Origin of the sequence: Streptomyces sp. NPDC048650 (assembly GCF_043199095.1) — a bacterium.
Taxonomy (GTDB): Bacteria; Actinomycetota; Actinomycetes; order Streptomycetales; family Streptomycetaceae; genus Streptomyces.
Genome location: NZ_JBICVM010000002.1, coordinates 14,302 through 35,870, shown reverse-complemented (window position 1 = coordinate 35,870; position 21,569 = coordinate 14,302). Strand labels below are relative to the sequence as shown.

The following is a 21,569-nucleotide window of genomic DNA, read 5'->3' as shown; positions in this document are numbered from 1 at the left end:
ACCACCGGATGACCCGGGTACTGCTGACCGGATTCGAGCCGTTCGACGGCGAGTCGACCAACCCCTCCTGGGAGGCGGCGCGCGCCGTGGCCGACGGACCGCCCGGCGGGCTCGACGTCCGTGCGGTGCAACTGCCCTGCGTCTACGGGGCGTCGCTGACCGCCCTGCACGCCGCGATCGCGGACTTCCGGCCCGAGATCGTGGTGTGCGTGGGCCAGGCGGGCGGCCGCCCCGACATCACCGTCGAACGCGTCGCCCTCAACCTCGACGACGCGCGCATCCCCGATGTCGCGGGCGCGGAGCCGATCGACGAGCCGATCGTGCCCGGCGGCCCGGCCGCGTACTTCTCCACCCTGCCGATCAAGGCGTGTGTGGCGGCGGTCCGTGCCGCGGGCGTGCCCGCCTCGGTCTCCAACACCGCGGGCACCTTCGTCTGCAACCACGTCTTCTACGGCCTCGCCCACCTCATCGCCACCGAACTGCCGGGCGTCCGGGGCGGCTTCGTGCACGTCCCCTACGCGCCCGAGCAGGTCGTCGACCGGCCCGAGCCGTCACTGTCCGTCGCCTCCACCGCCCGCGCGCTGCGCGAGATCGCGGCGACGGCCGCCCGCGTCCGCACCGACATCCGCGTCGCGGAGGGAGCCACGCACTGAGCCCGCCCTCGGAGCGCGGTGGGCGGCGGGGAGGCGGCGCGGGCGCCGCGAAGGCGGCGCCGTAGACTTGCGCACCGGTCGTCCGGCGGCGCTGCCGACAAGCCCGGCAGCGGGTCTTGCCGGCGGGTCCACCAGCGGTTCCTCCGATGGACGGAACCGCGCCGTTTCGTCCGTTGTCAGTGCGAGCGCCTACTCTGTGCGACGTGACTTTTCCCGCCCAGGGGGCCGCTGCGCCCCAGCTCAACGGGCCGGCCCGGCCCGCGCCGGGCCCGGCCGCCGACGAAGGCCTCGCCCGCCGCCTGCGCGCCCTGGCGTGCACCGCGCCGCTGCACGACCTCGATGCCCGCAAGGCCAACCTCGCGGGTGAGTACGGCGTCTACGCCATGGCCGAGGTGGCCCTCGCCGTCATCGACCTCGTCACGCTCAACATGGACTTCGACACCGGCGCCGATCATGAAGAGATAGTGGCGAAGGTGCTCCCGCGGGTCGCCGCCCAGGCCCCCCGCCGCCCCCAGGGCGAGCACGAGCGGGTCGCCCGCTGGGTGCTGGAGAATCTGATCAACGTCGGCAGCGTGGACCGCGGCTTCCGGGCCGTCTACGGCACCTTCACCACCGACGGCGAGTACGTCCGCCGCGACTACGACTTCAAGCTCATCGAGGAGGTCCCGGGCCCCGGCGGCACGGTCTACCTCCGGGCCACCGACGAAGCGGTCAACGTCCTGGTCGGCGCGCTGGACACGGACGTCACCAGCGCCCAGATCGCCGCCGAGGTCAAGCTCGAGGTGCTGATCAACCGCGGCCGCCTGGCCGACGCCCAGCTCGCCGCCGAGCAGGCCCGCTACCGCACCGTGCAGTACGCCGAGACCCTGCGCAGGACCCTCGACGCCACGCGCCGCAACGTCCGCGCGGTCGACTGGCTGCAGACCGTCCCGGACATGATCGCCGAGGCGCTGGAGCATGTCGCGGACCGCTACCGCCACGAGAACGCCATCCTCACCAACATCCGCAAGGTCCGCGACGAGGCCGAGGCCGTCGACCACAGGACCGGCGAGCACAAACGGCGCGCCGCCGAGCTGGTCGACATCGTCAAGGACTGCATCCGGCGCCACACCCAGCTCCAGTCCCGGCTGCTGGAGGCGGGCCCGCTCTTCCGCGCCGAACAGGACCGGCAGGCTTTCGCCACCCCCACCGCCCGCTCCGGCCTCGACCTCTACGGCCAGCTGGTCGCCCCGCTGCTGCCGCTGCCCGCCGAGCGCGCCGTCCGGGTCACCGACGCCTTCTTCGCGCGCGGCACGGGCCTGCGCACCCCCTCGGCGGTTCGCGCCCGCGACCTCGTGGAGGTGCTGCTCACCCCGCCCCAGGAGCGCGAGCACCTCGGTGCCGAGATGCCCGAGCCCGACCTTGTCGCCACCCCCGACGACAGCCGCTTCAGCGAGCGGCAGCTGGACGCCGCCATGGAACTCCTCGACCTGCCCGCCGACGCGCCCCGCCGGCTCTCCGGCCTGTTGGCCGACGCGCGCCGCATGGACCCCGAACTCCCCTACCTCGTCGCCCTGTTGGCGGTGCACGCCGCCAGCCCGCCGGTCGGCACGGCCTACCGCCAGGGCGAGTCCCAGCTGCTCTTCGCCGTCGACGACGGCACGGAGCTGGCCGACGCGGAGTTCGGCGGCGCCGACCTCATCGTCGGCACGGCCCTGCTGGACGCGGCCGGTATGGCCGCCGACCGCTCGGAGGTGGCCTGATGGCGCCCGGCCGCCCGTCCCGGGGCTCGCTGCCCCCGCCCCGCCGGACACCGCAGCCGCTCGTCCGCCCGGCCGACCGGACCCCGCACAAGGAGCTTGCACCGTGACCGAGTACGACGCCGCCGAGCCGGTGGTGCCGGAGTCGACCTCCGCCCCGGGTGAGGCGGCCGGCCGGGGGACGCCCGACGCCGGGCCGGCACCGGCCGCTGCCGCGCCCCTGAGCCCGGCCGACGCCGCGGACGCCGCGCGGCTGGTCTCCTTCGGGCTCCAGCCCAAGCTGCTGCCCGCCCGCGACGCCGAGTACGCCGAGCTGCTGCGCCGCTACCGCGACGATCCCTCCTTCGCCCGGCTCGCCGACGCGGTCGCCACCGGGCTGGGCCTGATCGTGCTGGAGGTCTCCACCCGCGCCGGCATGGCCGTGACCGCCGACGAGGACTCCGTCTTCGCCGTACGTATGGGCGACTACGCCCGCCGCGCCGCCGCCGACTCCGCCGACCGCTTCCTGCACGGCCTGGCCCATCTCGCCGTCGCCGCGCTGGCCTTCCCGCGCCCCGAGGACCTCGCCGACGACGGCTACATCGGCCGGATCACCGTCAACGGCGTCGACGCCTTCGTCCGACAGGCCTGCCGCCGCCTGGAGGAGCGCGCCGAGCAGGAGGGCGAGAACACCGACCCGGTCAGCGATGCCCCCGGCCTGGAATCGGCGTGGCGGGTCTACGCCCGGCGCAGCGCGACCGGCGCCACCAAGGACGCCCGCCGGCTGGCCGGTTCGACCACCGGGATCATCGCCAAGGCCGTCACCTTCCTCGTCGATTCCGGCTTCCTCCAGCGCACCGGGGACGACGCCGGCGGCGCGTACCGCACCACCGCCCGCTATCAGCTCCAGGTCCGCGACATGGCCGGCAGCGCCGCCATGGCCGAGCTCCTGGAGCTGGGCGTGGTGCCCGTCGCCGACGGCAGCGGCTCGCTGCTGCCCGGTGAGGAGACCGACGACCTCGACCTGGTCTCCGACGCGGGACTGCCCTTCCACTCCGGCTGACCGCCGCCACGACCGCCGTTCTCGCCGCCAGTCCACCGACCGACAACCTCCACGAAAGTCCGCCATGTACGAGCTGTCCCGGGTCCGCCTCTACTCCATCGGGCCCGCCGGTGCGCGCTACGCCGACACCGTGCTGGACCTGCGCGGAGTCGGCGCCCACGTGCCCCGGCCGGCCCCGGCCCAGGCGGACTTCTTCGAGGACGAGCCGGTCGGCCCGCCGCGCCGCCCGGCCCCGGCCGGGGTGCTCTTCCTGGAGAACGGCGGCGGCAAGTCCGTCCTGCTCAAGCTGATCTTCTCGGTGATGCTGCCGGGCCACCGCAACACCCTGGGCGGCGCCAGCTCCGGTGTCCTGCGCAAGTTCCTGCTCGCCGACGACTGCGGCCATGTCGCCCTGGAATGGCAGCACGTCCTGACCGGCGAGAGCATCGTCGTCGGCAAGGTCAGCGAATGGCGCGGCCGCCAGGTCTCCAACGACCCGCGGAAGTTCGCCGAAGCCTGGTACAGCTTCCGGCCGGGACCCGGGATGAGCCTGGACTCCCTCCCGGTGGCCGAGGCCACCGTCGTCCGGCCCCGCCAGGAGAGCGGCGAAGGTGGCTCCGGGGCCCAGGGCCGCCGCCGCACGATGAAGGGCTTCCGCGACGTCCTGACCGACGCCGGGAAGAACTACCCCAATCTCGACGTGGTGTGGGAGGAGATCCACGAGCGCTGGAACGAACACCTCGGCGTCCTCGGCCTGGACCCGGAGCTGTTCCGCTACCAGCGGGAGATGAACGCCGACGAGGGCGAGGCCGCCGGCCTGTTCGCCGTGAAGAACGACTCCGACTTCACCGACCTGCTGCTGCGCGCCGTCACCGACACCCGCGACACCGACGGCCTCGCCGACCTCGTCCACGGCTTCGCCCACAAACTCGGCCGGCGCGCCGAGCTCACCGCCGAGCGCGACTTCACCGCCGGCTCCCTCGATCTGCTGTCGCGGATCGCCGAGTCGGCCGAGCAGCGCGAGCGCGCCCGCGAGGTGCACGCGGGGGCCGAGCGCCGCACCCGGGGCCTGGCCCAGCGGCTGCACGCGCGCGGCACCGAGGAGCGCGGCCGGGCCGCCGAGCTCGCCGAGCAGCTCGCCGCGGCGGCGCACCGCGTCACCGACGCCGAACGCACCCGTGAGCGCCGCTCCCTGGTCTCCGCCGAACTCGCCTACCGCCATGCCTCACTGGCACTTGCCGCCGCAGAGAAGGGCGCCACGGCCCAGCGCCGCGAGCTGAACGACGCCCGCACGCTGCACAGCGCCTGGCAGGCCGCCGAGATCGCGCTGCGGCACCGCGCCGCGGCCGACCGCTGCGCGCGGGTCACCGCGGCCATCCGCGAGGCCGAGCGGGACGCGGCCCCCGCGCTCGCCGCCCGTGCCACCGCGGCCACCGACCTCGTCCGCGCCCTGCACTCCGCCGCCGAGGCGGGGGAGCGGATCGCCAATGAGGAGGAGGAGCGGTCCGCCGCCCTCCAGGAAGCCGGCGAATCGGCGCACCGCGACGCCACCGCCGCCGCCACCCACGCCCAGCGCGCCCGCAGCGAGACCGATCACCTGCGGCAGCGGCTCGCCGAGGTGGCCGAGGAGACCGCGGAGGCCGTCCGGGCGGGCTGGCTGGACGACTCCGCCCCGGATGCCGACCCGGCCCGCGCCGCGCTCGCCGCCGCCGACGCCGAGAAGACCGCGATGGAGGCGGGGGACGCGGCCCGCGAGGCCGCCGAAGGAGCCATCGGCCGCGCCCGGGAGGCCGCCGCCCGGCACTCCGCGGCCGAGCTGGCGGCGGCCCGCGCCGAGGACGCCGCGCAGGCCGCGGAACGCGCGTACGACGCCGAGCGCCGCGCCGCGGAAGCCCTGGGCGCCGAACCGCGCCTCGTCGACCTCCTCGGCCTGCCCGAGGCGAAGGCCGCCGCGCTGCCCGGCCCGCGCGCGGCGGATGGCGCCGCGGACGGCGACGGCCCCGCCGCCGGACCGCTCACCGCCGAGGAGCTGGACCGCAGTGCCCAGGAGCTGCGCGAGCTCCTGGAGGAGGGTGTGACGGCGGCCGAGCGGCAGCTGTTCGACCTGCGGACGGCCGCCGCCGACGACTCCCGGATCCTCGGTGCGCTCGGCGACGGCGGGCTGCTGCCCCCGGGACCCGATGTGCTGGCGGCGGTGGAGTATCTGGGCGAGCACGGCGTTCCCGCGCTGCCCGGCTGGCGCTACCTCGCCCAGTCCGTCGATCCCGCCGACCACGCCCGGGTGCTGGCCGCCCGCCCCGAGCTGGTCGACGGTGTGATCATCACCGACCCGGACACCCACGCCCGGGCCCGCGAGGTGCTCGCCCGGGCCGCGCTGCTGCCCCGCTCCGCGGTGGCCGTCGGCACCGCCGCCGCGCTGCTGGCGCCCACCCCCGCCCCCGACGGCCGGGACACCGGGGTCTTCCTCGTCCCGCCGAACCCGGCGATGCACGACGAATCCGCCGCCGACGAGGAGCGCCGGGCCCTGCGGTCGCGCGCCATGCAGCGCGACGAGGAGATCCGTGCGCTGGCCGCCCGGCTCTCCGGTGACCGTGCGCTGGCCGCCCGGCTGGGATCGTGGCGGACGAGCTGCCCGGCCGGACGGCTCGCCGAGCTGGCCACCGCCGCGGAACAGACCCGTACTGCCGCCGACGAGGCGACGGCCGAGCTGGCCGAGGCCCGTACGCTCCGCGCCGAGGCCGACGAGGCCGCCGCCGAGGCGACCCGGGTGCGCGACGAACGGCAGGCGGGCGCACAGCGCGCCCGCCGCGCCGCCGACCTGCTCGCCGGGCTCGCCCACCGGCTGCGCGAGCGCGCCTCCTGGCAGTCGCGGCTGCGTGAACTCGCCGATGAGGCAGTCGATTTCGAGGCTCGTGCCGAGGAGTGCGTGGATCGCGCCCGGGCCGCCGACGAGGACCGCCGGGCCGCCCAGCGCGCCGCCGACGACGCCCGCCGCACCGCCCGTGCGCTGCGTGCCGAGCGGGCCGAGATCGCCGGAGTGCCGGACGACCCGGGCGAGGCGCCCGAGGGGACGCACTCCTCCCTCCCCGCCCTGCGCGAGGCCTACCGCGCCGCCTCCCAGCTCTACGAAAAGGTCGGCGTCGGCGCCGACCTGCGCGCCGAGCAGGCGCGCGCGGAGGGCGAGGAGTCCGGCGCCCTGGCCGAGCTCAACCGCCTCACCAACAAGGTCCGCACCCGCGCCGAAGCGCTCCTGGAGAGCCCGGACGCCGCCGACGGCCCGTCCCGCCAGGCGGCTGCGGCCCGCGCCGAATCGCTGGTGCAGATGCTGGAGACCCGGGCCTCGGCGGCCAGCGAGCAGCTCGGCCGGCTGCGCGGCGAGACCGAGCGGCTGGCGCCCGCCGACGGCGAGGCGCACACGGACCTCCCCGAGGGCCTGGTCCCCGGCGACGCCGAGGGGGCCAAGGAGCTGCTGCGCACCGCGAACGCCGAACTGGCCACCGCCACCGAGGCGTTGGGCACCGCGCGGGAGGGCCACGAAGAACTGTTGCGCGGCCATCGCGCCGCCGAGGACGCCGCCGGCGGCTTCGACGAGACCGCCGCCCTGCTGCGGGACCTGCTCCGCGACCACCACGACGCCGAGGACGCGACGGACACCCGGACCGAGCCGTACGGCGGGGGGCTTGCCGAGGCCCGGCAGGCCGCGGCCGAGTCACGCCGGTCGCTGCGCGGCTGCGCGGCCGACCTCTCCGCCGCCGACGCCGCCGTCCGCGAGGCGTCCGACATCCTGGTGCGGCACGCCAACTCCACCCGCTACGAACAGGTCCGCACCCCCGCCCGGCAGCAGATCCGCGAGCTGCCCGCCGCGGCCCTGCCCGACCACGCCGCGAAGTGGGCGGAGGCGTTCGCGCCCCGGCTGCGCGTGCTCACCGACGAGTTGGCGCAGCTGGAGCGCAACCGCGACTCGATCGTCGACCGGCTGCGCGGTCTGGTGGAGTCCTCGCTGACCACCCTGCGTTCCGCCCAGCGGCTGTCCCGGCTGCCCGAAGGGCTGGGGGAGTGGTCCGGGCAGGAGTTCCTGCGGATCCGCTTCGAGGACCCGGATCAGGCCACGCTCACCGAGCGGCTGGGCGAGGTCATCGACGAGGCGACCCGGGCGGCCGTCAGGAAGAACAGCGATCTGCGCCGCGACGGCATGTCCCTGCTGCTGCGCGGGGTCGGCGCGGCGCTGCTGCCGCGCGGGGTGGCCGTGGAGATCCTCAAGCCGGACGCGGTGCTGCGCGCCGAGCGGGTGCCCGTCGGGCAGATGGGCGACGTGTTCTCCGGTGGTCAGCTGCTGACCGCGGCCATCGCCCTGTACTGCACGATGGCGGCGCTGCGCAGCAACGACCGGGGCCGCGACAAGCAGCGGCACGCCGGCACGCTCTTCCTCGACAATCCCATCGGCCGCGCCAACGCCACGTACCTGCTGGAGCTCCAGCGCGCCGTCGCCGACGCGCTCGGTGTCCAACTGCTGTACACGACCGGTCTCTTCGACACCACCGCGCTCGCGGAGTTCCCGCTGGTCATCCGGTTGCGCAACGACGCGGACCTGCGCGCGGGGCTGAAGTACATCAGCGTCGAGGAGCATCTGCGGCCGGGCCTGCCGCAGCAGGACCCGTCCGGGGAGGCGGTGCACGGCCAGATCACCGCGACGCGGATGTACCGCCGCCCCGACGAGCCGCCGCAGCTGCCCGCCCAGCAGGAGGCCGGTCCGGAGGACGCCCCGGAGGGAGCGGACGGCTGACCGGCCGGCCCCTCGGTCGAGGAGGCGGCGCGTCGCGGCGGGGCCCAGAGCCTCGCCGCGACGCGACGACGGCGCGGACGGTGTGCGGCACGTCCCCTCCTCAACAGCGCCCGGACGGCGCCGCGTCGGCGTAACGGCGGGATCGGAGTTGCTCATGGCGCGCTGCGTTGCGCCATGAGGGACATGCTGGGAGCCCGTCCGAAATCCGTCAAGGGGGGAATCCTCGCCGTCCGACGGCGGCCCGGCCGTGGGTCATCCCGCGTGGCCCATCCGGCGGGAGAGGTCGGCGGCGGCCTTGGCGGACCGTTCGGCGAGCTCCGGCAGCAGGGCGCGCTCCATGCGGTAGGCCGGCCCGGAGACGCCGATCGCCCCGATCACCGCGCCGTCGTGTGCGCGTACCGGTGCCGCCACCGCGTTCAGCCCGATCTCCAGTTCCTCGGTGGAGCCGGCGAAGCCGTCCGTGAACGCGGCGGTCAACTGCTCGCGCAGTCCGGCCGGTGTGGTGAGGGTGTTCTCGGTGAACCGGGCCAGCTTGCGGGTCACCAGGGCTTCCCGGCGCTCCCGGGGCAGATGTGCCAGCAGTACCTTGCCGCTGGCGGTGGCGTGCAGCGGGGTGCGGCGGCCCAGCCAGTTGTAGGCGGTCACCGCGGCGGCGCCCCTGGCCTGCATGATGTTGACCGCCGCATCGCCGTCGAGCACCGCGATGTTGGCGGTCTCCCCCGTGTCGTCGGCGAGTGCCCGGCACACCGGCTGGCCCTCCTGGGAGATGTCCAGCCGGATCGCGGCCGCGCCCGCCAGCCGCAGCACCCCGGCGCCCAGGAAGTACTTGCCGCGCTCCTTCTCCTGCCCCACCAGCCCACGGTTCTCCAGCACTCCGAGGATCCGGAACGCGGTCGACTTGTGGACGCCGAGCTCCTCGGAGATCTCGGTCACCCCGGCCTCGCCCAGCCGGGCCAGGATCTCCAGCACGCTCACCGCGCGGTCCACGGACTGGACGGACCCCGCTCCGCCCCGCCGTTCCTCCACCGTCTCGCTCGACGTGTTCGACGTGTTCGACGTGTTTGACATGGGTCTTTGCGTCACCGCCCGTTGGCCGGCGCGGCGGGCATCCAAGGGCGGCAGTCCGGATCTCCGGAAAGCCCTTGACGGCCCGCTCCCCGACTTGGATTCTGTTGCGCATCACGCTCTGCGATGCGTTATTCAAAACGCCATGATACCGATCAGCGCGAGGGGGGCCAGATGATTCCCGTCTGCCGTATCGAAGACCTGCCCGAGGGCGAGTCCGTCCGGATCGAGATCGACGACATCACACCGGCGATCGCCGTCTTCCACACCGAGGGCGTCTTCTACGCCGTCGACGACACCTGCAGCCACCAGGACGCCTCGCTCTCCGAGGGCTGGGTCGAGGGCTGCTTCGTCGAATGCCCGCTGCACGCGGCGCTGTTCGACCTGCGCACCGGAGCGCCGACCTGTCTGCCCGCCCGCCGGTCCGTACGGACCCACGAGGTGAGCGTCGTGGACGGGATGATCCACGTCCGGCCCGCAGTGCGGGAAGAGGCGGTGGCGTAACAATCGGCGCGCTCAGGCGGCCGCGCGGTCGGCCCGGGACGGATCGTCCTGGGGCGACCGCGTCGCCGCCCGGCGCGCCCTGCGCCGCTCGCGGCGCAACTCCCGTGCCGTGCTGCTCGGTTGGGACTGCACGCCATGGCGCTGCACCCACACCTGGCGGGTCACCCACACATCCAGCACCGCCCAGGTCGCCACCACGGTGCTGGCGACCGTGCTGAGCACCGCGGGAAAGGCAAGCCAGGAACCCGCCAGTGTGCTCAGGAAGGCGACCATGGCCTGAATCAGCGTGATGGCCACGATGATGACGGCGCGCACCGCGGCCGTACGCACCGGTTCCGCCATCCGGCGCCGGGTCGCCGGCTCCTCCTGCCACAAGGGGTGCCTGCCGGTGTCCATGAAGGTGTCACGCTCCCCGCACTCTCCCGCCGTGTCCGGCTCCTTGGTGGCTGCCCGGGTTTCGACCGGTACATGCCCTGGTGCCGCTCCTGGTCCTCGCTCATCGTCACGCATCGCTTCGGCGGGGTGTTCCCCGGGGTGGAGGAAAACCGGCCAGGCTCGGGGACCGCGCACCGTCCGTCCGTACGGCCGCCGGGCCCCGATTGCGGGCGGGTTGTCCGGGTATCGGCGGGCGGCCCGTGGTGATCCCGCCGTGCCCCCCCTTCCCCAACGCCTCGACAGGTCTTCGGATTGGTCACCCGGCAGTAGTAGGCTCTCGCCGTTTGTTGACGGAACACCGCCCCCCGTGCGCCGGGGTTGACGTAGGGGAGGCCATGCGCTTTCGCGGAAAGTCGATCCGCCGGAAGATCGTGGCGTTGCTGCTCGTTCCGCTGGTGTCCCTGACGGCCATGTGGTCGTTCGCGACCTACATCACCGGACGCGAGGCCGACCAGCTGCTCGATGTCGCCGGCGTCATGCAGAAGGTCGGCCAGCCGACGGAGGACGCGGTCCAGGCCCTCCAGCGCGAGCGCCGCCAGAGCCTGCTGTACCTCGCCGACCGGCGCGGCGCCGACGCGCTCGCCCGGCTGCGGCGGCAGGCGCGGGCCACCGACCGGGCGGTCGCGCGGTTGCGCGGCAACGCCCAGGACCCCGAAGTGCTGGGCGAACTGCACGGCGTGGTGGCCGGCCGGGCCGCCGGCGTCGTCAAGTCCCTGGCCGACCTTCCCGAACTGCGCAGGCAGATCGAGGACAACACCGTCGGCCGCGACGAGGCCCTGGAGGCGTACAACTCCATGGTCGACCCCGCCTACGACTTCCTCTCCTCGCTCAACGCCCTGCAGAGCGTGGAGATGGACAAGCAGGCCCGGGCGCTGGTGCAGGTCACCCGTGCCCGCGAGGCCTTCGCCCGCGAGGACGCGCTGATGTCGGCGGCCCTCGCCTCCGGCAGCATGACCAGGCGTGACCTGCGGATGTTCGCCGACCGGATCGCCGAACGCCGCATCATGTACGGCACCGGCCTCACGCTGCTGCCCGCCAAGGACCGCGGCATCTTCGAGGACTACTGGCGCTCCGCCCCCGCGCGCGAGGTGACCTCGTACGAGGACACGGCGATCGCGGCCGGCGCGGGCTCCGCCCCGCGCGCCGTCAACGCGGAGCGCTGGAACGCCGTCTCCGGCAAGGTCCTCGACGACCTCAACCGGATGGGCAGGGACGCCGGCGACCGCTACCAGAAGCGGGTCGAGCCGTACGCCACCAGGGTCGTACTGAAGGCCGCCGTCGCCGGTGTCCTCGGCTTCGTCGCGCTGCTGGTGTCGGTCGTCGTCTCCTTCCGGATCGGCCGCCGGCACGTCAAGGACCTGACCCGGCTGCGCAAGGCCGCCCACGAGGTCTCCGGCGTGCGGCTGCCGAGTGTGATGCGCCGGCTGGCGGCCGGGGAGCAGGTCGATGTGGAGACCGAGGCACCCCGGCTCGAATTCGGCCAGGACGAGACCGGCCAGGTCGGTCAGGCGCTCAACACCCTCCAGCGGGCCGCCATCGAGGCCACCGTCAAACAGGCCGACATGCGCCGCGGCGTCTCCGAGGTGTTCGTCAACCTCGCCCGCCGCAGCCAGGTGCTGCTGCACCGGCAGCTGACGCTTCTGGACGCCATGGAGCGGCGCACCGAGGACACCGACGAACTCGCCGACCTCTTCCGCATCGACCACCTCACCACCCGTATGCGGCGCCACGCCGAGGGCCTGGTGATCCTCTCCGGCGCGGTGCCCTCCCGGCAGTGGCGCAAGCCGATCCAGCTGATGGACGTGGTGCGGGCGGCGGTCGCCGAGGTCGAGGACTACGAGCGGATCGAGGTCCGCCGGCTGCCCCGGCTCGCGGTGGACGGCCCCGCCGTCTCCGACCTCACCCACCTGATCGCCGAACTCCTGGAGAACGCCACCGTCTTCTCCCCGCCCCACACCGCCGTCCACGTCCTGGGCGAGCGGGTCTCCAACGGCTTCACCCTGGAGATCCACGACCGCGGCCTGGGGATGGCCGCCGACATGCTGCTGGACGCCAACCTCCGGCTGGCCGAGACCCCCGAGTTCGAACTCTCCGACACCGACCGGCTCGGCCTGTTCGTGGTCAGCCGGCTCGCCCGGCGGCAGGGCGTACGGGTCTCCCTGCAGACCTCGCCGTACGGCGGGACGACCGCCGTGGTCTTCATCCCCGGGGCGATCCTGACGGAGACCTCCGAGGGCAGCCGCGACGACACCGGGTCGAGCGCGCTGGGCCCCGCGGGCGGCGGCATCGGCAACGAACTGGAGCACGCCGCGGGCAAGCTGGCGGCGCTCGCCCAAGGGCCGGCGGCGCTCCCCGGAGGCCGTGCCCCGCGGATCGTGGACGGCCCGGTCGAACTCGAGGCACCGCTCGGCCTGGACGGCCCGGGCGCCTTGGACGACGACGAGGACCGCGTCTTCCGGGGCCGGGAAGGCGGCCACGAGCGCCGCGGACCGGCCGACCGGCCGACCGGCCCCACCGCCTCGCCGGCCGCGCGCACCGGTCTCGCGCCGGTCCCGGACGGCGAAGAGCACCAGCAGGCCCGCGACCGGACACCCGGCGGCGGCCCCGTGCCGCTGCCGCGCCGCCGCAAGCCGCCGGTGCTGGTCTCCGACCACGGCAGGACGGTCGACGGCGGGGAGGCGCAGGCGAAGGCGTCGGGCGCACGGCCGGGCCCGGAGCGCGACGGCCCGAGCCGACCCGCGGCCGCCGAGGAGCCGCCCACCGGGGAGGGCCCCGAGGCGCCCGCGCCGGGCGGGCTGCCCCGCCGGGTACGCCAGGCCAGCCTCGCGCCACAGCTCAGGAAGGAGCCCGACCGGCAGGCGGGCGAGGGCCGGGCCGACGCGGCCGCCGACGACCGGGACGCGGAGGCTGTCCGAGCCCGGATGACCGCGCTCCAGAGCGGCTGGCAGCGCGGCCGTCGCGATCACGACGACCACGACGACCACACGGCAGGGGACCCGCCACGCGGCGAGGACCCGGCGGGCGAGGACGACGCCCACCGCACCGGGCCCGGGCCCGGTGCGGAACAGCACGACGGCGACGGCGACGACGCCGGCAGCACAGCACCAGGAACCACAACGGGAGGGGACGGTCCATGACCGCATCGAAGGCAGCAACGTCCATCGCATCGGGGGCCGGGGACCTGAACTGGCTCCTGGACGAGCTGGTGGAGCGGGTCGGCTCGATCCGCAAGGCGCTGATTCTCTCCAGCGACGGGCTGGCCACCGGCGCTTCGAAGGACCTGACCCGCGAGGACGGCGAGCACCTGGCGGCGGTGGCGTCCGGCTTCCACAGCCTGGCCAAGGGCGTCGGCCGGCACTTCGACGCGGGCCGGGTCCGGCAGACCCTGGTCGAGCTGGACGACGCGTTCCTGTTCGTCAGCGCGGCCGGCGACGGCAGCTGTCTGGCCGTCCTGGCCGATGCCGAATCCGATGTCGGCCTGATCGCGTACGAGATGACGCTGCTGGTCAAGCGCGTGGGTACGCACCTGGGCGCGGCGCCCAGGTCCGGGCCGGTCACCTGAGCGACGACGGAGCGACGACGGTGACGCCATGAGGGATCAGGAGGGCCGCGCCGTACCGGAGCGGGGCGCGGCCCGTTGGTTCGACGACGATGCGGGCCGGTTCGTCCGCCCGTACGCGATGACCCGTGGACGCACCCGGACGACCGCCGAGGGACGGCTGGACCTGATCGCCCAGGTGATCGCCGAGAGTCGCACGGAGCGGGACATCACCGACCAGCTGCTGTCGCCCGAGCACGTCGAGATCGTCGAGCTGTGCCGGCAGGCGCCGCTCTCGGTCGCCGAGCTGGCGGCCGAACTCGACCTGCCGGTGGGCGTGGTGCGGGTGTTCATCGGCGATCTGCTGGAGGCGGCGCTGGTACGGGTCAGCCTGCCCGTGCCGCCGGCCGAGCTGCCGGACGAGCGGGTGCTGCGCGAGGTGATCGACGGCCTGCGGGCGCTGTGACGGCGCCCCGCACCCCGCAGTGACAGCGCCTCGCACCCGCCGCGGGGGCGCCCCGCACCCCGCCGTGACGGCGCCCCGCACCTGCCGCGCGGGCGCCGCCACGGCCCCGGTCGTGGCCGCCGGGCCCAAGTCGACCGGAATTCGACGGTCTTCGGCGCCCCGCTCCCCGAAATGCCCCGGCGAGAGCCCCCGGCCCGCCGTCGGCGGCCGCGCGCACCGGTGCCCCGCCCGCCGCTCCGAGCTACGCCCAGGACATTGTTGAGCAATACTCAACACAGGCGTACGGTGCTGTGCAAGCAGCCGCCACAGCGAGGAGAGCCCGGCCATGGCCACGGACGCGACACCGCCCCCTTTCGAGCGCCTGGAGATCCAGGTCGGCCCGCACACCTACGACGCCCTGGCCACCGGCCCCGCCGACGGTGAGTTCGTGCTGCTGCTGCACGGCTGGCCCGAGTTCGCCGACTCCTGGAGCGCCGTACTCCCCGCCCTCGGCGCCGCCGGGTACCGCGCGGTCGCCGTCGACCAGCGCGGCTACTCCCCGGGCGCCCGCCCGCCCGGTATCGCCGACTACGCGGTGCCCGAGCTCGTCGCCGACGCCCTGGCCTTCGCCGACTCCCAGGGAGCGGACCGCTTCCACCTCGTCTCGCACGACTGGGGCGGCATCGTCGCCTGGGCGCTGGCCGGCGCCCACCCCGAGCGGCTCAAGTCGCTGAGCGTCCTGGCGACCCCGCACCCGGAGGCGCTCAACCGCGCCGCCGCCGGAGACCCCGATCAGCACCACCGGCTGGACTACGTCCGCTTCTTCCGCAGCGGGGAAGGGGCGGCGGAGAAGGCCCTGCTGGCCGACGACGCCGCCCGGCTGCGCGCCGCCTACGGCGGCAAGGTCCCGGCCCCCCTCGTCGAGGCCAACGCGCGCCGGCTCGCCGAGCCGGGCGCGCTGACCGCCACCCTCAACTGGTACCGGGCGCCCGCCTCGGTCCTCTCCGTGCCGGCGGGCCGGATCACCGTCCCCACCCTCTTCCTGTGGGGCAGTGAGGACGTCGCCCTGGGGCGCACCGCGGCCGAGTCCACGGGGGAGTGGGCGGACGGCCCCTACACCTTCGAAGAGCTGGACGGCGCCAGCCACTGGCTGCCCGAAGAGGTGCCCGAGGTGGTCACGCCCAAGCTCCTCGAGCACCTGGGCAAGCACGCCTGAGCGGCCGCCGGGCCGGGACGCATCGAGATCGTTCCGGCCCGGCCGGCCCCCGTACACTGCGGGCATGTCAGGCAAGCGGGTCACCCGTCTCACCCCCGACCAGCGCAGGGAACAGCTGGTCGGCATCGGCCTGGAGATGCTCGCCGACCGCTCCCTGGACGAGCTGTCCACCGACGAGGTCGCCCGCCGGGCCGGGATCTCCCGCGGGTTGCTCTTCCACTACTTCGACTCCAAGCGCGAATTCTTCCGCGCCGTGGTCCGCGCGGCCTGCGACCGCTTCACGGCCGCCACCGAACCGGACCCCGCGCTGGAGCCCGTCGCGTGGATGCGGGCCTTCATCGCCGGATTCGTCGTGTACGTCATGGAGCACCGTCAGGTGTATCTCGCGCTGGTGCGGGGCGCCGCGGGCAGTCATCCCGCGGTGGCCGACATCCTTGAGGAGACGCGCGAGACGCTCGCCGGGCGGGTCCGCGACGGCCGGCGGCGGTTGGGCATGCCGGATGCCGCGCGGCTGGATCTCGCCTCGCGCGCCTGGATGGCCTTCGCCGAGGAGGCCGTCATCAGCTGGCCGGTCGGCGAGGCCGAGGCGCAGAACGAGCTGTGCGCCTTCGTGGAGTCCAGTTTCGTCTGTCTGTTGGGAGTGCTCGACCGGCCCGCGGAGCTCGCCCAGCGCTGACCCGCCGTCCCGGCAGCTCCGCCCCGCCGCCCCGCCGCCCCGACAGCCGCGCCCCGCCGCCCGGTCGGCCGGGTCGGCGGCCTCCGGGAAGCAGCCGTTCCGGATGATCCGGCACCTCAAGTGGGCGTCGGGCAGCGCACGTTGTACCGTTCCCGTGCAGCTGCCAACAATGTGCCGCGCCTTGAGGAAAATCCATGAGATCCCCCCGCACACACGGCAATTCAGGAGAAGAATTCCATGGCCTTCGGGCGTTCTGAGTGCCGCCGCCCTCCCGCGGCCGCCGACCCGATGACGCTCAAGATTCTGGTCGCCGGCGGTTTCGGCGTGGGCAAGACCACCCTGGTGGGCGCCGTCAGTGAGATCAAACCGCTGCGTACCGAAGAGCGGCTGACCGAAGCGGGCCGGCCGGTCGACGACCTCGACGGGGTGGAGAGCAAGACCACCACCACCGTCGCGATGGACTTCGGCCGGATCACCCTCAACGACGAACTCGTCCTCTACCTCTTCGGCACCCCCGGCCAGGACCGCTTCTGGTTCCTGTGGGACGAGTTGGCCCGCGGCGCCCTCGGCGCGGTGGTGCTCACCGACACCCGCCGCCTGGAGGACTGCTTCGCCGCGATCGACTACTTCGAGCGGCGCGGTCTGCCGTTCGCGGTGGCCGTCAACTGCTTCGAGGGCGCCGAGCACTACCCGGCGGCCACCGTCCGCGAGGCCCTCGACCTGGACCCCACGGTGCCGGTGATGCTGTGCGACGCCCGGCGCTCGGGCTCCGCGCGGGATGTGCTGATCGCCGTGGTCCAGCACGCGATGGACGTCGGTGCCACACAGCGGGAGCCCGCGCTTCCCTGACGGCCACGGCCGGCCGGCCCGTACCCCGGACGGCCCGTACCCCGCCGTCCGGGGTACGGGCCGTCCGGCCGCCGGCGGACGCCGTCCGCGCGGCCGGGCCGGGTCGACGCGGCGGGGCCTACGAGGGGCCCGTGCCGTCGTCGGAGAGCCAGCCGAAGCTGCGCTCCACGGCCTTGCGCCAGTTGCCGTACTCGCGCTCTCTGGCCTCTGCCGGCATCCGCGGCGTCCATTCCGTGTCGCGCTTCCAGTGCGTCGTCAGCTCGTCCAGGTCCTGCCAGACACCGGTCGCCAGGCCCGCCGCGTACGCCGCGCCCAGACAGGTCGTCTCCGGGATCACCGGACGGATCACCGGCACCCCCAGCACGTCCGCCTGATGCTGCATCAGCAGGCTGTTGGCCGTCATCCCGCCGTCCACCTTGAGCCGGGTGATCCGCACCCCCGAGTCCTGGTACATGGCGTCGACGACTTCGCGGGTCTGCCAGCTCGTCGCCTCCAGCACGGCGCGCGCCAGATGCGCCTTGGTGACGAATCCGGTGAGCCCGGTGATCACCCCGCGCGCGTCCGAGCGCCAGTACGGCGCGAACAGGCCGGAGAACGCCGGGACGACGTAGGCGCCGCCGTTGTCGGGGACGCTCGCCGCGAGCGGCTCGATCTCGGCCGCCGACGCGATGATGCCGAGCTGGTCGCGCAGCCACTGCACCAGGGCGCCGGTGATGGCGATGGAGCCCTCCAGGCAGTAGACCGGAGCCTCGCCGCCGAGCTGGTAGCCCATGGTCGTCAGCAGCCCGCTCTTGGACGGCACCGGACGATTGCCGGTGTTCAGCAGCAGGAACGAGCCGGTGCCGTAGGTGTTCTTGGCCTCGCCGACGCCGTAGCAGGTCTGCCCGAAGACGGCCGCCTGCTGGTCGCCGAGCGCGGAGGCCACCGGCACCCCGTGCAGCTGCCCGACGGCCGTGCCGTACACCTCGGCCGACGAGCGGATCTCCGGCAGCATCGCCTCCGGCACCCGCATCGCCGAAAGGATCGCCGGATCCCACTGGAGGGTGTTCAGGTTCATCAGCATCGTGCGGCCCGCGTTGGTCACATCGGTGACGTGCACCCCGCCGTCGGTGCCGCCGGTCAGGTTCCAGATCAGCCAGGAGTCGATGGTGCCGAACGCGATCTCGCCGCGCTCGGCGCGGGCCCGCAGCCCCGGCACCTCGTCCAGCAGCCAGGCCGCTTTGGGTCCGGAGAAATAGCTGGCCAGCGGTAGGCCGGTGGCGTCCCGGAAGCGGTCCTGACCGTCCGTGCCGCCGAGTTCGGCGCACAGCTGGGCGGTACGGGTGTCCTGCCAGACGATGGCATGGTGCACCGGCCGGCCGGTGGCCCGGTCCCACAGCACTGTGGTCTCGCGCTGGTTGGTGATGCCCAGCGCGCTCAGCTGGTCCGCGCGCAGTCCGGCCCTGGTCAGCGCGCCCGCGACCACGGCCTGCACCTTCGACCAGATCTCGGTGGCGTCGTGCTCCACCCAGCCGGGCTGCGGAAAGATCTGCCGGTGCTCACGCTGGTCGACGGCGACGATCGCCCCGTCGTGGTTGAAGATGATGCAGCGGCTCGACGTGGTGCCCTGGTCGATCGCGGCGACGTACTTCTCGGTGTGCTCCGTCATGCCCTCACGCCTCCTGGACTCTGGTGGTGGGTGCAGCCGGCCGGCCGGTTCCCCGGACGTCGTGCGGTCAGAACACCGCGGTGTGGACCAGCCCGGCGAGCACCGCGCCGATCAGCGGTCCGGCCACCGGTATCCATGCGTAACCCCAGTCGGAGGAACCCTTGTTGGGTATCGGCAGCAGCGCGTGCGCGATCCGCGGGCCGAGGTCGCGGGCCGGGTTGATGGCGTAGCCGGTGGGCCCGCCGAGCGAGAGGCCGATGCCGACGACGAGCAGGGCGACCAGCAGCACGTTGATCCCGGAGCCGTAGATCCCGGCGTTCGCGCCGGGTATCTGGCCGATGCCGATCCCCTTGTTCTCGCCGAAGAACAGCAGCGGCAGCACCAGACCGATGGTGGCGATGATCTCGGTGACGAGGTTGGCGACGGGATTGCGGATCTCCGGACCGGTGGCGAAGACCCCCACCGTCGGCTGGGCCTTGTCCTGCTCGCTGTTGGCAGCGAACTGCGCGTAGTACAGCGCCCAGGCCAGGCCGGCGCCGATCAGCGCGCCGAGCATCTGGGCCACGATGTAGACCGGCACCTTCGACCACTCGGTGCCGCCCGCGACCGCCGAGCCGACCGTCACCGCCGGATTGAGGTGCCCGCCGGACAGTGGCGCGGCGGTGTACGCCCCGGCGAGGACTCCCAGGCCCCAGCCGAAGGCGATCACCACCCAGCCGGCGGATCGGGCCTTCGAGTAGTGCAGGGTGACGGCGGCACACACACCGGCGCCGAACAGGATCAGGATCGCGGTGCCTATCACTTCACCGACGAAGATGTCCCCAGTGGAATACATGGCGGCTCCTTGGCCCTCGCCCCGGGGAGGTTCCCCGGTCCTCCGTGCAGGCACCGGGAAGTGTTCACCCGGGCTGAGGGGGCGTCAAGGTCGCGCACAGCGGCGGATGTTGTGGAGCGCCGGTCCCGGGAGGAGCCATGCGGTGACGACGTCACCGGCGACTTCGTACGCCGTCCGAGCCGGCTGCGCCGGTACCGTCCGGGCCGGCCGGCGGCCGCACCCGGGCAACGGCGCCCCGCAAGACCTCCATCCGCCCCGAGCCCGGACGGCCGACGACCCAGCTCGCCCCCGGCAGCGCCTTCGCCGCCTTCTTCAGCGGTGCGAGCGCGGCCGCCGCCTCGCCGTGGCCACCGACACTGCCGGGCGGACAGTCCACCGTGGCCAGGGACAGCGTGACCGGCCGGCCACCCGCCGACCACGCCGCGTCCAGCACCGCCGCCGCAAAGGGGGCCGGACCCTCGGGCCCGGCCAGCACCAGGAAGTCGTCACCGCCGATGTGCCCGACCCGGGCGGCCGGCTGCCGTGCCGCGACCTCCGCCAGGACCCGCCCCACCGAGCGGATCAGCTCGTCTCCGGCCGCGAACCCCGCACCGTCGTTGACCTGCTTGAAGCCGTCCACGTCCAGCCAGCTCAGCGCGAACGCCCGGCCCTCGGCTATCCGCCGGTCCACCTCGCCGTTGACCGCGTCCGAACCGGGCAGCCGGGTCAGCGGATTGAGTCGGACCGCCTCCTCCACCCGGCTCTCGGCCAGCGCCCGCACGATGTCGGCGAGATGCACCACGCCCATGCACCGGCCGCGCTCGTCCACCACCGCCACGTCGTCGCCGGTACGGTCGCGGTGCCCGTCGGCGATGACGTCGAGGACCTGCCAGGCGGTGGCGTCCGCACCGACCGTGCGCGGCCGGTCCGCCAGCCGCAGCGCCGGCCGGTCGGCGTACAGCGCGTGCCCGTAGCGTCCGGAGAGCGAGAGCAGGAACCGGTCGCGGTCGATCGCCCGCACCGGAACACCGTCGGTGTCCACCAGCAGCACCCCCGACACCCCGGGGAACCCGGTGAGATGGCTGCGCACCGCGCCCGCCGACGCGGACATCGGCAGCAGCGCCGCTGGCTGCAGGAACTGGGCGACCGGCGGTCCCGAGGGCGGGCGGCAGGACACCGGACCCCGAGCGGTGGCCGGCGGTTCGGCCGGCAGATACACCTCGGCGGCCGCCCGGCGGGTGGGCGGCGCGAACAGATTGCCCTGCGCCAGCTGCACCCCGGCCTCCCGCACCGACGCGTACTGCCGCTCGGTCTCCACGCCCTCGACGGCCAGCAGACCGCCCACCTCCTCACACAGCTGCCGCACCGCGGCCACCGCGGCCCGCCGCCCCCGCCCGGCCTCCAGGCCCTGGCACAGCGACCGGTCCAGCTTGACGAGGTCCGGCAGGAGATCGCCGAGCAGCCGCAGCGGCAGATCGCCGTCGCCGACCCCGTCCGCGCAGAGCCGGTAGCCCTCGTCGCGCAGCCCCGCGACCGCCTCCAGCAACGCCCGGTGCGGGACATGGGTGAACGGCCCGCCGATGTCCAGGGTGATCTCCCAGGGCCGCCGCCCCACATCGCGTACGGCTTTGCCCAGCGACGTCAGTGACGGCAGCTCGGCCACCGTCGTGGCGAAGATGTTCACATGCAGCGGCAGCATCGTCTCCTGGTGCGCCGCGGCCCGGACGGCGAGCGCCGCCAGTTCGGCGTCCAGATCGGGGCAGCGGTGGGCGGTGCCCAGGACGTCCATCTCGCCGTCCTCGGGGCGGGCGAGTATCTCCAGCGCGGCGACCGAGCCGGTCGCGAGGTTCACGACGGGTTGAAAGGCGAATCGAAGCTGGTCCATCCAGGCAGGCACCGCGCCAGCATGCCGCGCCCGGTCTCCCGACGGCGCCCGGTTCACGCACTGTTCACGCATCCTTTCGGAGCGTACGGGCGGCCGTCCCCGCCGGGCACACACGGTATTCGAGCGGCGCCCCGCTCACCGGACGGCGGGGGCCGTCGACCGCGTCGAACCGACCATCCGGCAGGGGGAGTTCTTCGCCCTCCTCGGGCCCTCCGGATCCGGGAGGACCACTCCGCTGCACCGGATCGCCGGCTTCGAACGGCCCACCTCCGGACGTATCGACCTCGCGGCCGCGACG

General features: G+C 74.2%; 16 protein-coding genes and 1 pseudogene. 12 read left to right on the top strand and 5 right to left on the bottom strand.

Translation table 11 applies throughout. The features are described 5' to 3' along the window. Positions 1–8 precede the first annotated feature (8 nt). The 4 genes from pcp (at position 9) to ACGFML_RS05935 (ending at position 8,196) form a co-directional block, all read left to right on the top strand. Complete coding sequence (pcp, locus tag ACGFML_RS05950) at positions 9–653, top strand: pyroglutamyl-peptidase I (protein WP_393540501.1); 645 nt, start codon at positions 9–11, stop codon at positions 651–653. Positions 654–856: 203 nt separating this feature from the next. Next, positions 857–2,395: a hypothetical protein gene (locus tag ACGFML_RS05945; RefSeq protein WP_393540499.1), complete on the top strand. Its 1,539-nt coding sequence runs from the start codon at positions 857–859 to the stop codon at positions 2,393–2,395. Positions 2,396–2,612: 217 nt separating this feature from the next. Then, entirely contained in the window at positions 2,613–3,434 is an 822-nt protein-coding gene (locus tag ACGFML_RS05940) for a hypothetical protein (RefSeq protein ID WP_393541653.1), read from the top strand. A gap of 64 nt (positions 3,435–3,498) precedes the next feature. Beyond that, positions 3,499–8,196 carry a hypothetical protein gene (locus ACGFML_RS05935; protein WP_393540497.1) on the top strand — a complete coding sequence of 1,566 codons (4,698 nt, stop codon included), beginning with the start codon at positions 3,499–3,501 and terminating at the stop codon, positions 8,194–8,196. Positions 8,197–8,448: 252 nt separating this feature from the next. Here the strand turns inward: ACGFML_RS05935 and ACGFML_RS05930 are convergent, their stop codons facing one another. Then, the gene (locus ACGFML_RS05930) at positions 8,449–9,264 is read right to left on the bottom strand and encodes an IclR family transcriptional regulator (protein ID WP_393540496.1); all 816 of its coding nucleotides are present in this window, start codon (positions 9,262–9,264) and stop codon (positions 8,449–8,451) included. A gap of 171 nt (positions 9,265–9,435) precedes the next feature. Here ACGFML_RS05930 and ACGFML_RS05925 point away from each other — a divergent pair, with 171 nt between their 5' ends. Continuing rightward, positions 9,436–9,765, top strand: a complete 330-nt coding sequence (locus tag ACGFML_RS05925) for a bifunctional 3-phenylpropionate/cinnamic acid dioxygenase ferredoxin subunit (protein ID WP_393540494.1) — start codon at positions 9,436–9,438, stop codon at positions 9,763–9,765. Between the two features lie 12 nt (positions 9,766–9,777). On the opposite strand, the gene ACGFML_RS05920 is transcribed toward ACGFML_RS05925, so the two are convergent. Continuing rightward, entirely contained in the window at positions 9,778–10,275 is a 498-nt protein-coding gene (locus ACGFML_RS05920) for a hypothetical protein (RefSeq protein WP_393540493.1), read from the bottom strand. A 260-nt stretch (positions 10,276–10,535) separates the two neighbouring features. Between ACGFML_RS05920 and ACGFML_RS05915 the strand changes: the two genes are divergently transcribed. The 6 genes from ACGFML_RS05915 (at position 10,536) to ACGFML_RS05890 (ending at position 16,924) form a co-directional block, all read left to right on the top strand. After that, positions 10,536–13,337: a nitrate- and nitrite sensing domain-containing protein gene (locus ACGFML_RS05915; protein ID WP_393540490.1), complete on the top strand. Its 2,802-nt coding sequence runs from the start codon at positions 10,536–10,538 to the stop codon at positions 13,335–13,337. Further along, positions 13,334–13,762, top strand: a complete 429-nt coding sequence (locus ACGFML_RS05910; protein WP_393540488.1) for a roadblock/LC7 domain-containing protein — start codon at positions 13,334–13,336, stop codon at positions 13,760–13,762. The genes ACGFML_RS05915 and ACGFML_RS05910 overlap by 4 nt, the downstream gene beginning before the upstream one ends. A 28-nt stretch (positions 13,763–13,790) precedes the next feature. Further along, positions 13,791–14,204 carry a DUF742 domain-containing protein gene (locus ACGFML_RS05905; protein ID WP_393540486.1) on the top strand — a complete coding sequence of 138 codons (414 nt, stop codon included), beginning with the start codon at positions 13,791–13,793 and terminating at the stop codon, positions 14,202–14,204. A 325-nt stretch (positions 14,205–14,529) separates the two neighbouring features. Continuing rightward, positions 14,530–15,399 carry an alpha/beta fold hydrolase gene (locus ACGFML_RS05900; protein WP_393540484.1) on the top strand — a complete coding sequence of 290 codons (870 nt, stop codon included), beginning with the start codon at positions 14,530–14,532 and terminating at the stop codon, positions 15,397–15,399. Between the two features lie 64 nt (positions 15,400–15,463). Beyond that, positions 15,464–16,075 (top strand): TetR/AcrR family transcriptional regulator, encoded by a 612-nt coding sequence (locus ACGFML_RS05895; protein ID WP_393540482.1) that lies wholly within the window; start codon positions 15,464–15,466, stop codon positions 16,073–16,075. A 237-nt stretch (positions 16,076–16,312) separates the two neighbouring features. Further along, positions 16,313–16,924 carry an ATP/GTP-binding protein gene (locus ACGFML_RS05890; protein WP_393540480.1) on the top strand — a complete coding sequence of 204 codons (612 nt, stop codon included), beginning with the start codon at positions 16,313–16,315 and terminating at the stop codon, positions 16,922–16,924. Between the two features lie 118 nt (positions 16,925–17,042). Here the strand turns inward: ACGFML_RS05890 and glpK are convergent, their stop codons facing one another. From glpK to ACGFML_RS05875, 3 genes are all read right to left on the bottom strand, one after another. After that, a complete protein-coding gene (glpK, locus tag ACGFML_RS05885; protein WP_393540478.1) occupies positions 17,043–18,572 on the bottom strand; it encodes a glycerol kinase GlpK in 1,530 nt (509 codons plus the stop codon). 67 nt (positions 18,573–18,639) lie between these two features. After that, positions 18,640–19,407: an MIP/aquaporin family protein gene (locus ACGFML_RS05880; RefSeq protein WP_393540476.1), complete on the bottom strand. Its 768-nt coding sequence runs from the start codon at positions 19,405–19,407 to the stop codon at positions 18,640–18,642. Between the two features lie 151 nt (positions 19,408–19,558). Then, positions 19,559–21,283, bottom strand: coding sequence for an EAL domain-containing protein (locus ACGFML_RS05875; RefSeq protein WP_393540473.1), 1,725 nt, complete (start codon positions 21,281–21,283; stop codon positions 19,559–19,561). Between ACGFML_RS05875 and ACGFML_RS05870 the strand changes: the two are divergent. After that, positions 21,270–21,500, top strand: a pseudogene (locus ACGFML_RS05870) (hypothetical protein); the annotation flags it as partial. The gene ACGFML_RS05875 and the pseudogene ACGFML_RS05870 overlap by 14 nt on opposite strands. Positions 21,501–21,569: the final 69 nt, after the last annotated feature.

Coding starts and splice junctions, on each gene's coding strand:
- pcp (WP_393540501.1), top strand. CDS start 9: ATGACCCGGGTACTGCTGACCGGATTCGAGCCGTTCGACGGCGAGTCG.
- ACGFML_RS05935 (WP_393540497.1), top strand. CDS start 3,499: ATGTACGAGCTGTCCCGGGTCCGCCTCTACTCCATCGGGCCCGCCGGT.
- ACGFML_RS05930 (WP_393540496.1), bottom strand. CDS start 9,264: ATGTCAAACACGTCGAACACGTCGAACACGTCGAGCGAGACGGTGGAG.
- ACGFML_RS05925 (WP_393540494.1), top strand. CDS start 9,436: ATGATTCCCGTCTGCCGTATCGAAGACCTGCCCGAGGGCGAGTCCGTC.
- ACGFML_RS05920 (WP_393540493.1), bottom strand. CDS start 10,275: ATGCGTGACGATGAGCGAGGACCAGGAGCGGCACCAGGGCATGTACCG.
- ACGFML_RS05915 (WP_393540490.1), top strand. CDS start 10,536: ATGCGCTTTCGCGGAAAGTCGATCCGCCGGAAGATCGTGGCGTTGCTG.
- ACGFML_RS05910 (WP_393540488.1), top strand. CDS start 13,334: ATGACCGCATCGAAGGCAGCAACGTCCATCGCATCGGGGGCCGGGGAC.
- ACGFML_RS05905 (WP_393540486.1), top strand. CDS start 13,791: ATGAGGGATCAGGAGGGCCGCGCCGTACCGGAGCGGGGCGCGGCCCGT.
- ACGFML_RS05900 (WP_393540484.1), top strand. CDS start 14,530: ATGGCCACGGACGCGACACCGCCCCCTTTCGAGCGCCTGGAGATCCAG.
- ACGFML_RS05895 (WP_393540482.1), top strand. CDS start 15,464: ATGTCAGGCAAGCGGGTCACCCGTCTCACCCCCGACCAGCGCAGGGAA.
- ACGFML_RS05890 (WP_393540480.1), top strand. CDS start 16,313: ATGGCCTTCGGGCGTTCTGAGTGCCGCCGCCCTCCCGCGGCCGCCGAC.
- glpK (WP_393540478.1), bottom strand. CDS start 18,572: ATGACGGAGCACACCGAGAAGTACGTCGCCGCGATCGACCAGGGCACC.
- ACGFML_RS05880 (WP_393540476.1), bottom strand. CDS start 19,407: ATGTATTCCACTGGGGACATCTTCGTCGGTGAAGTGATAGGCACCGCG.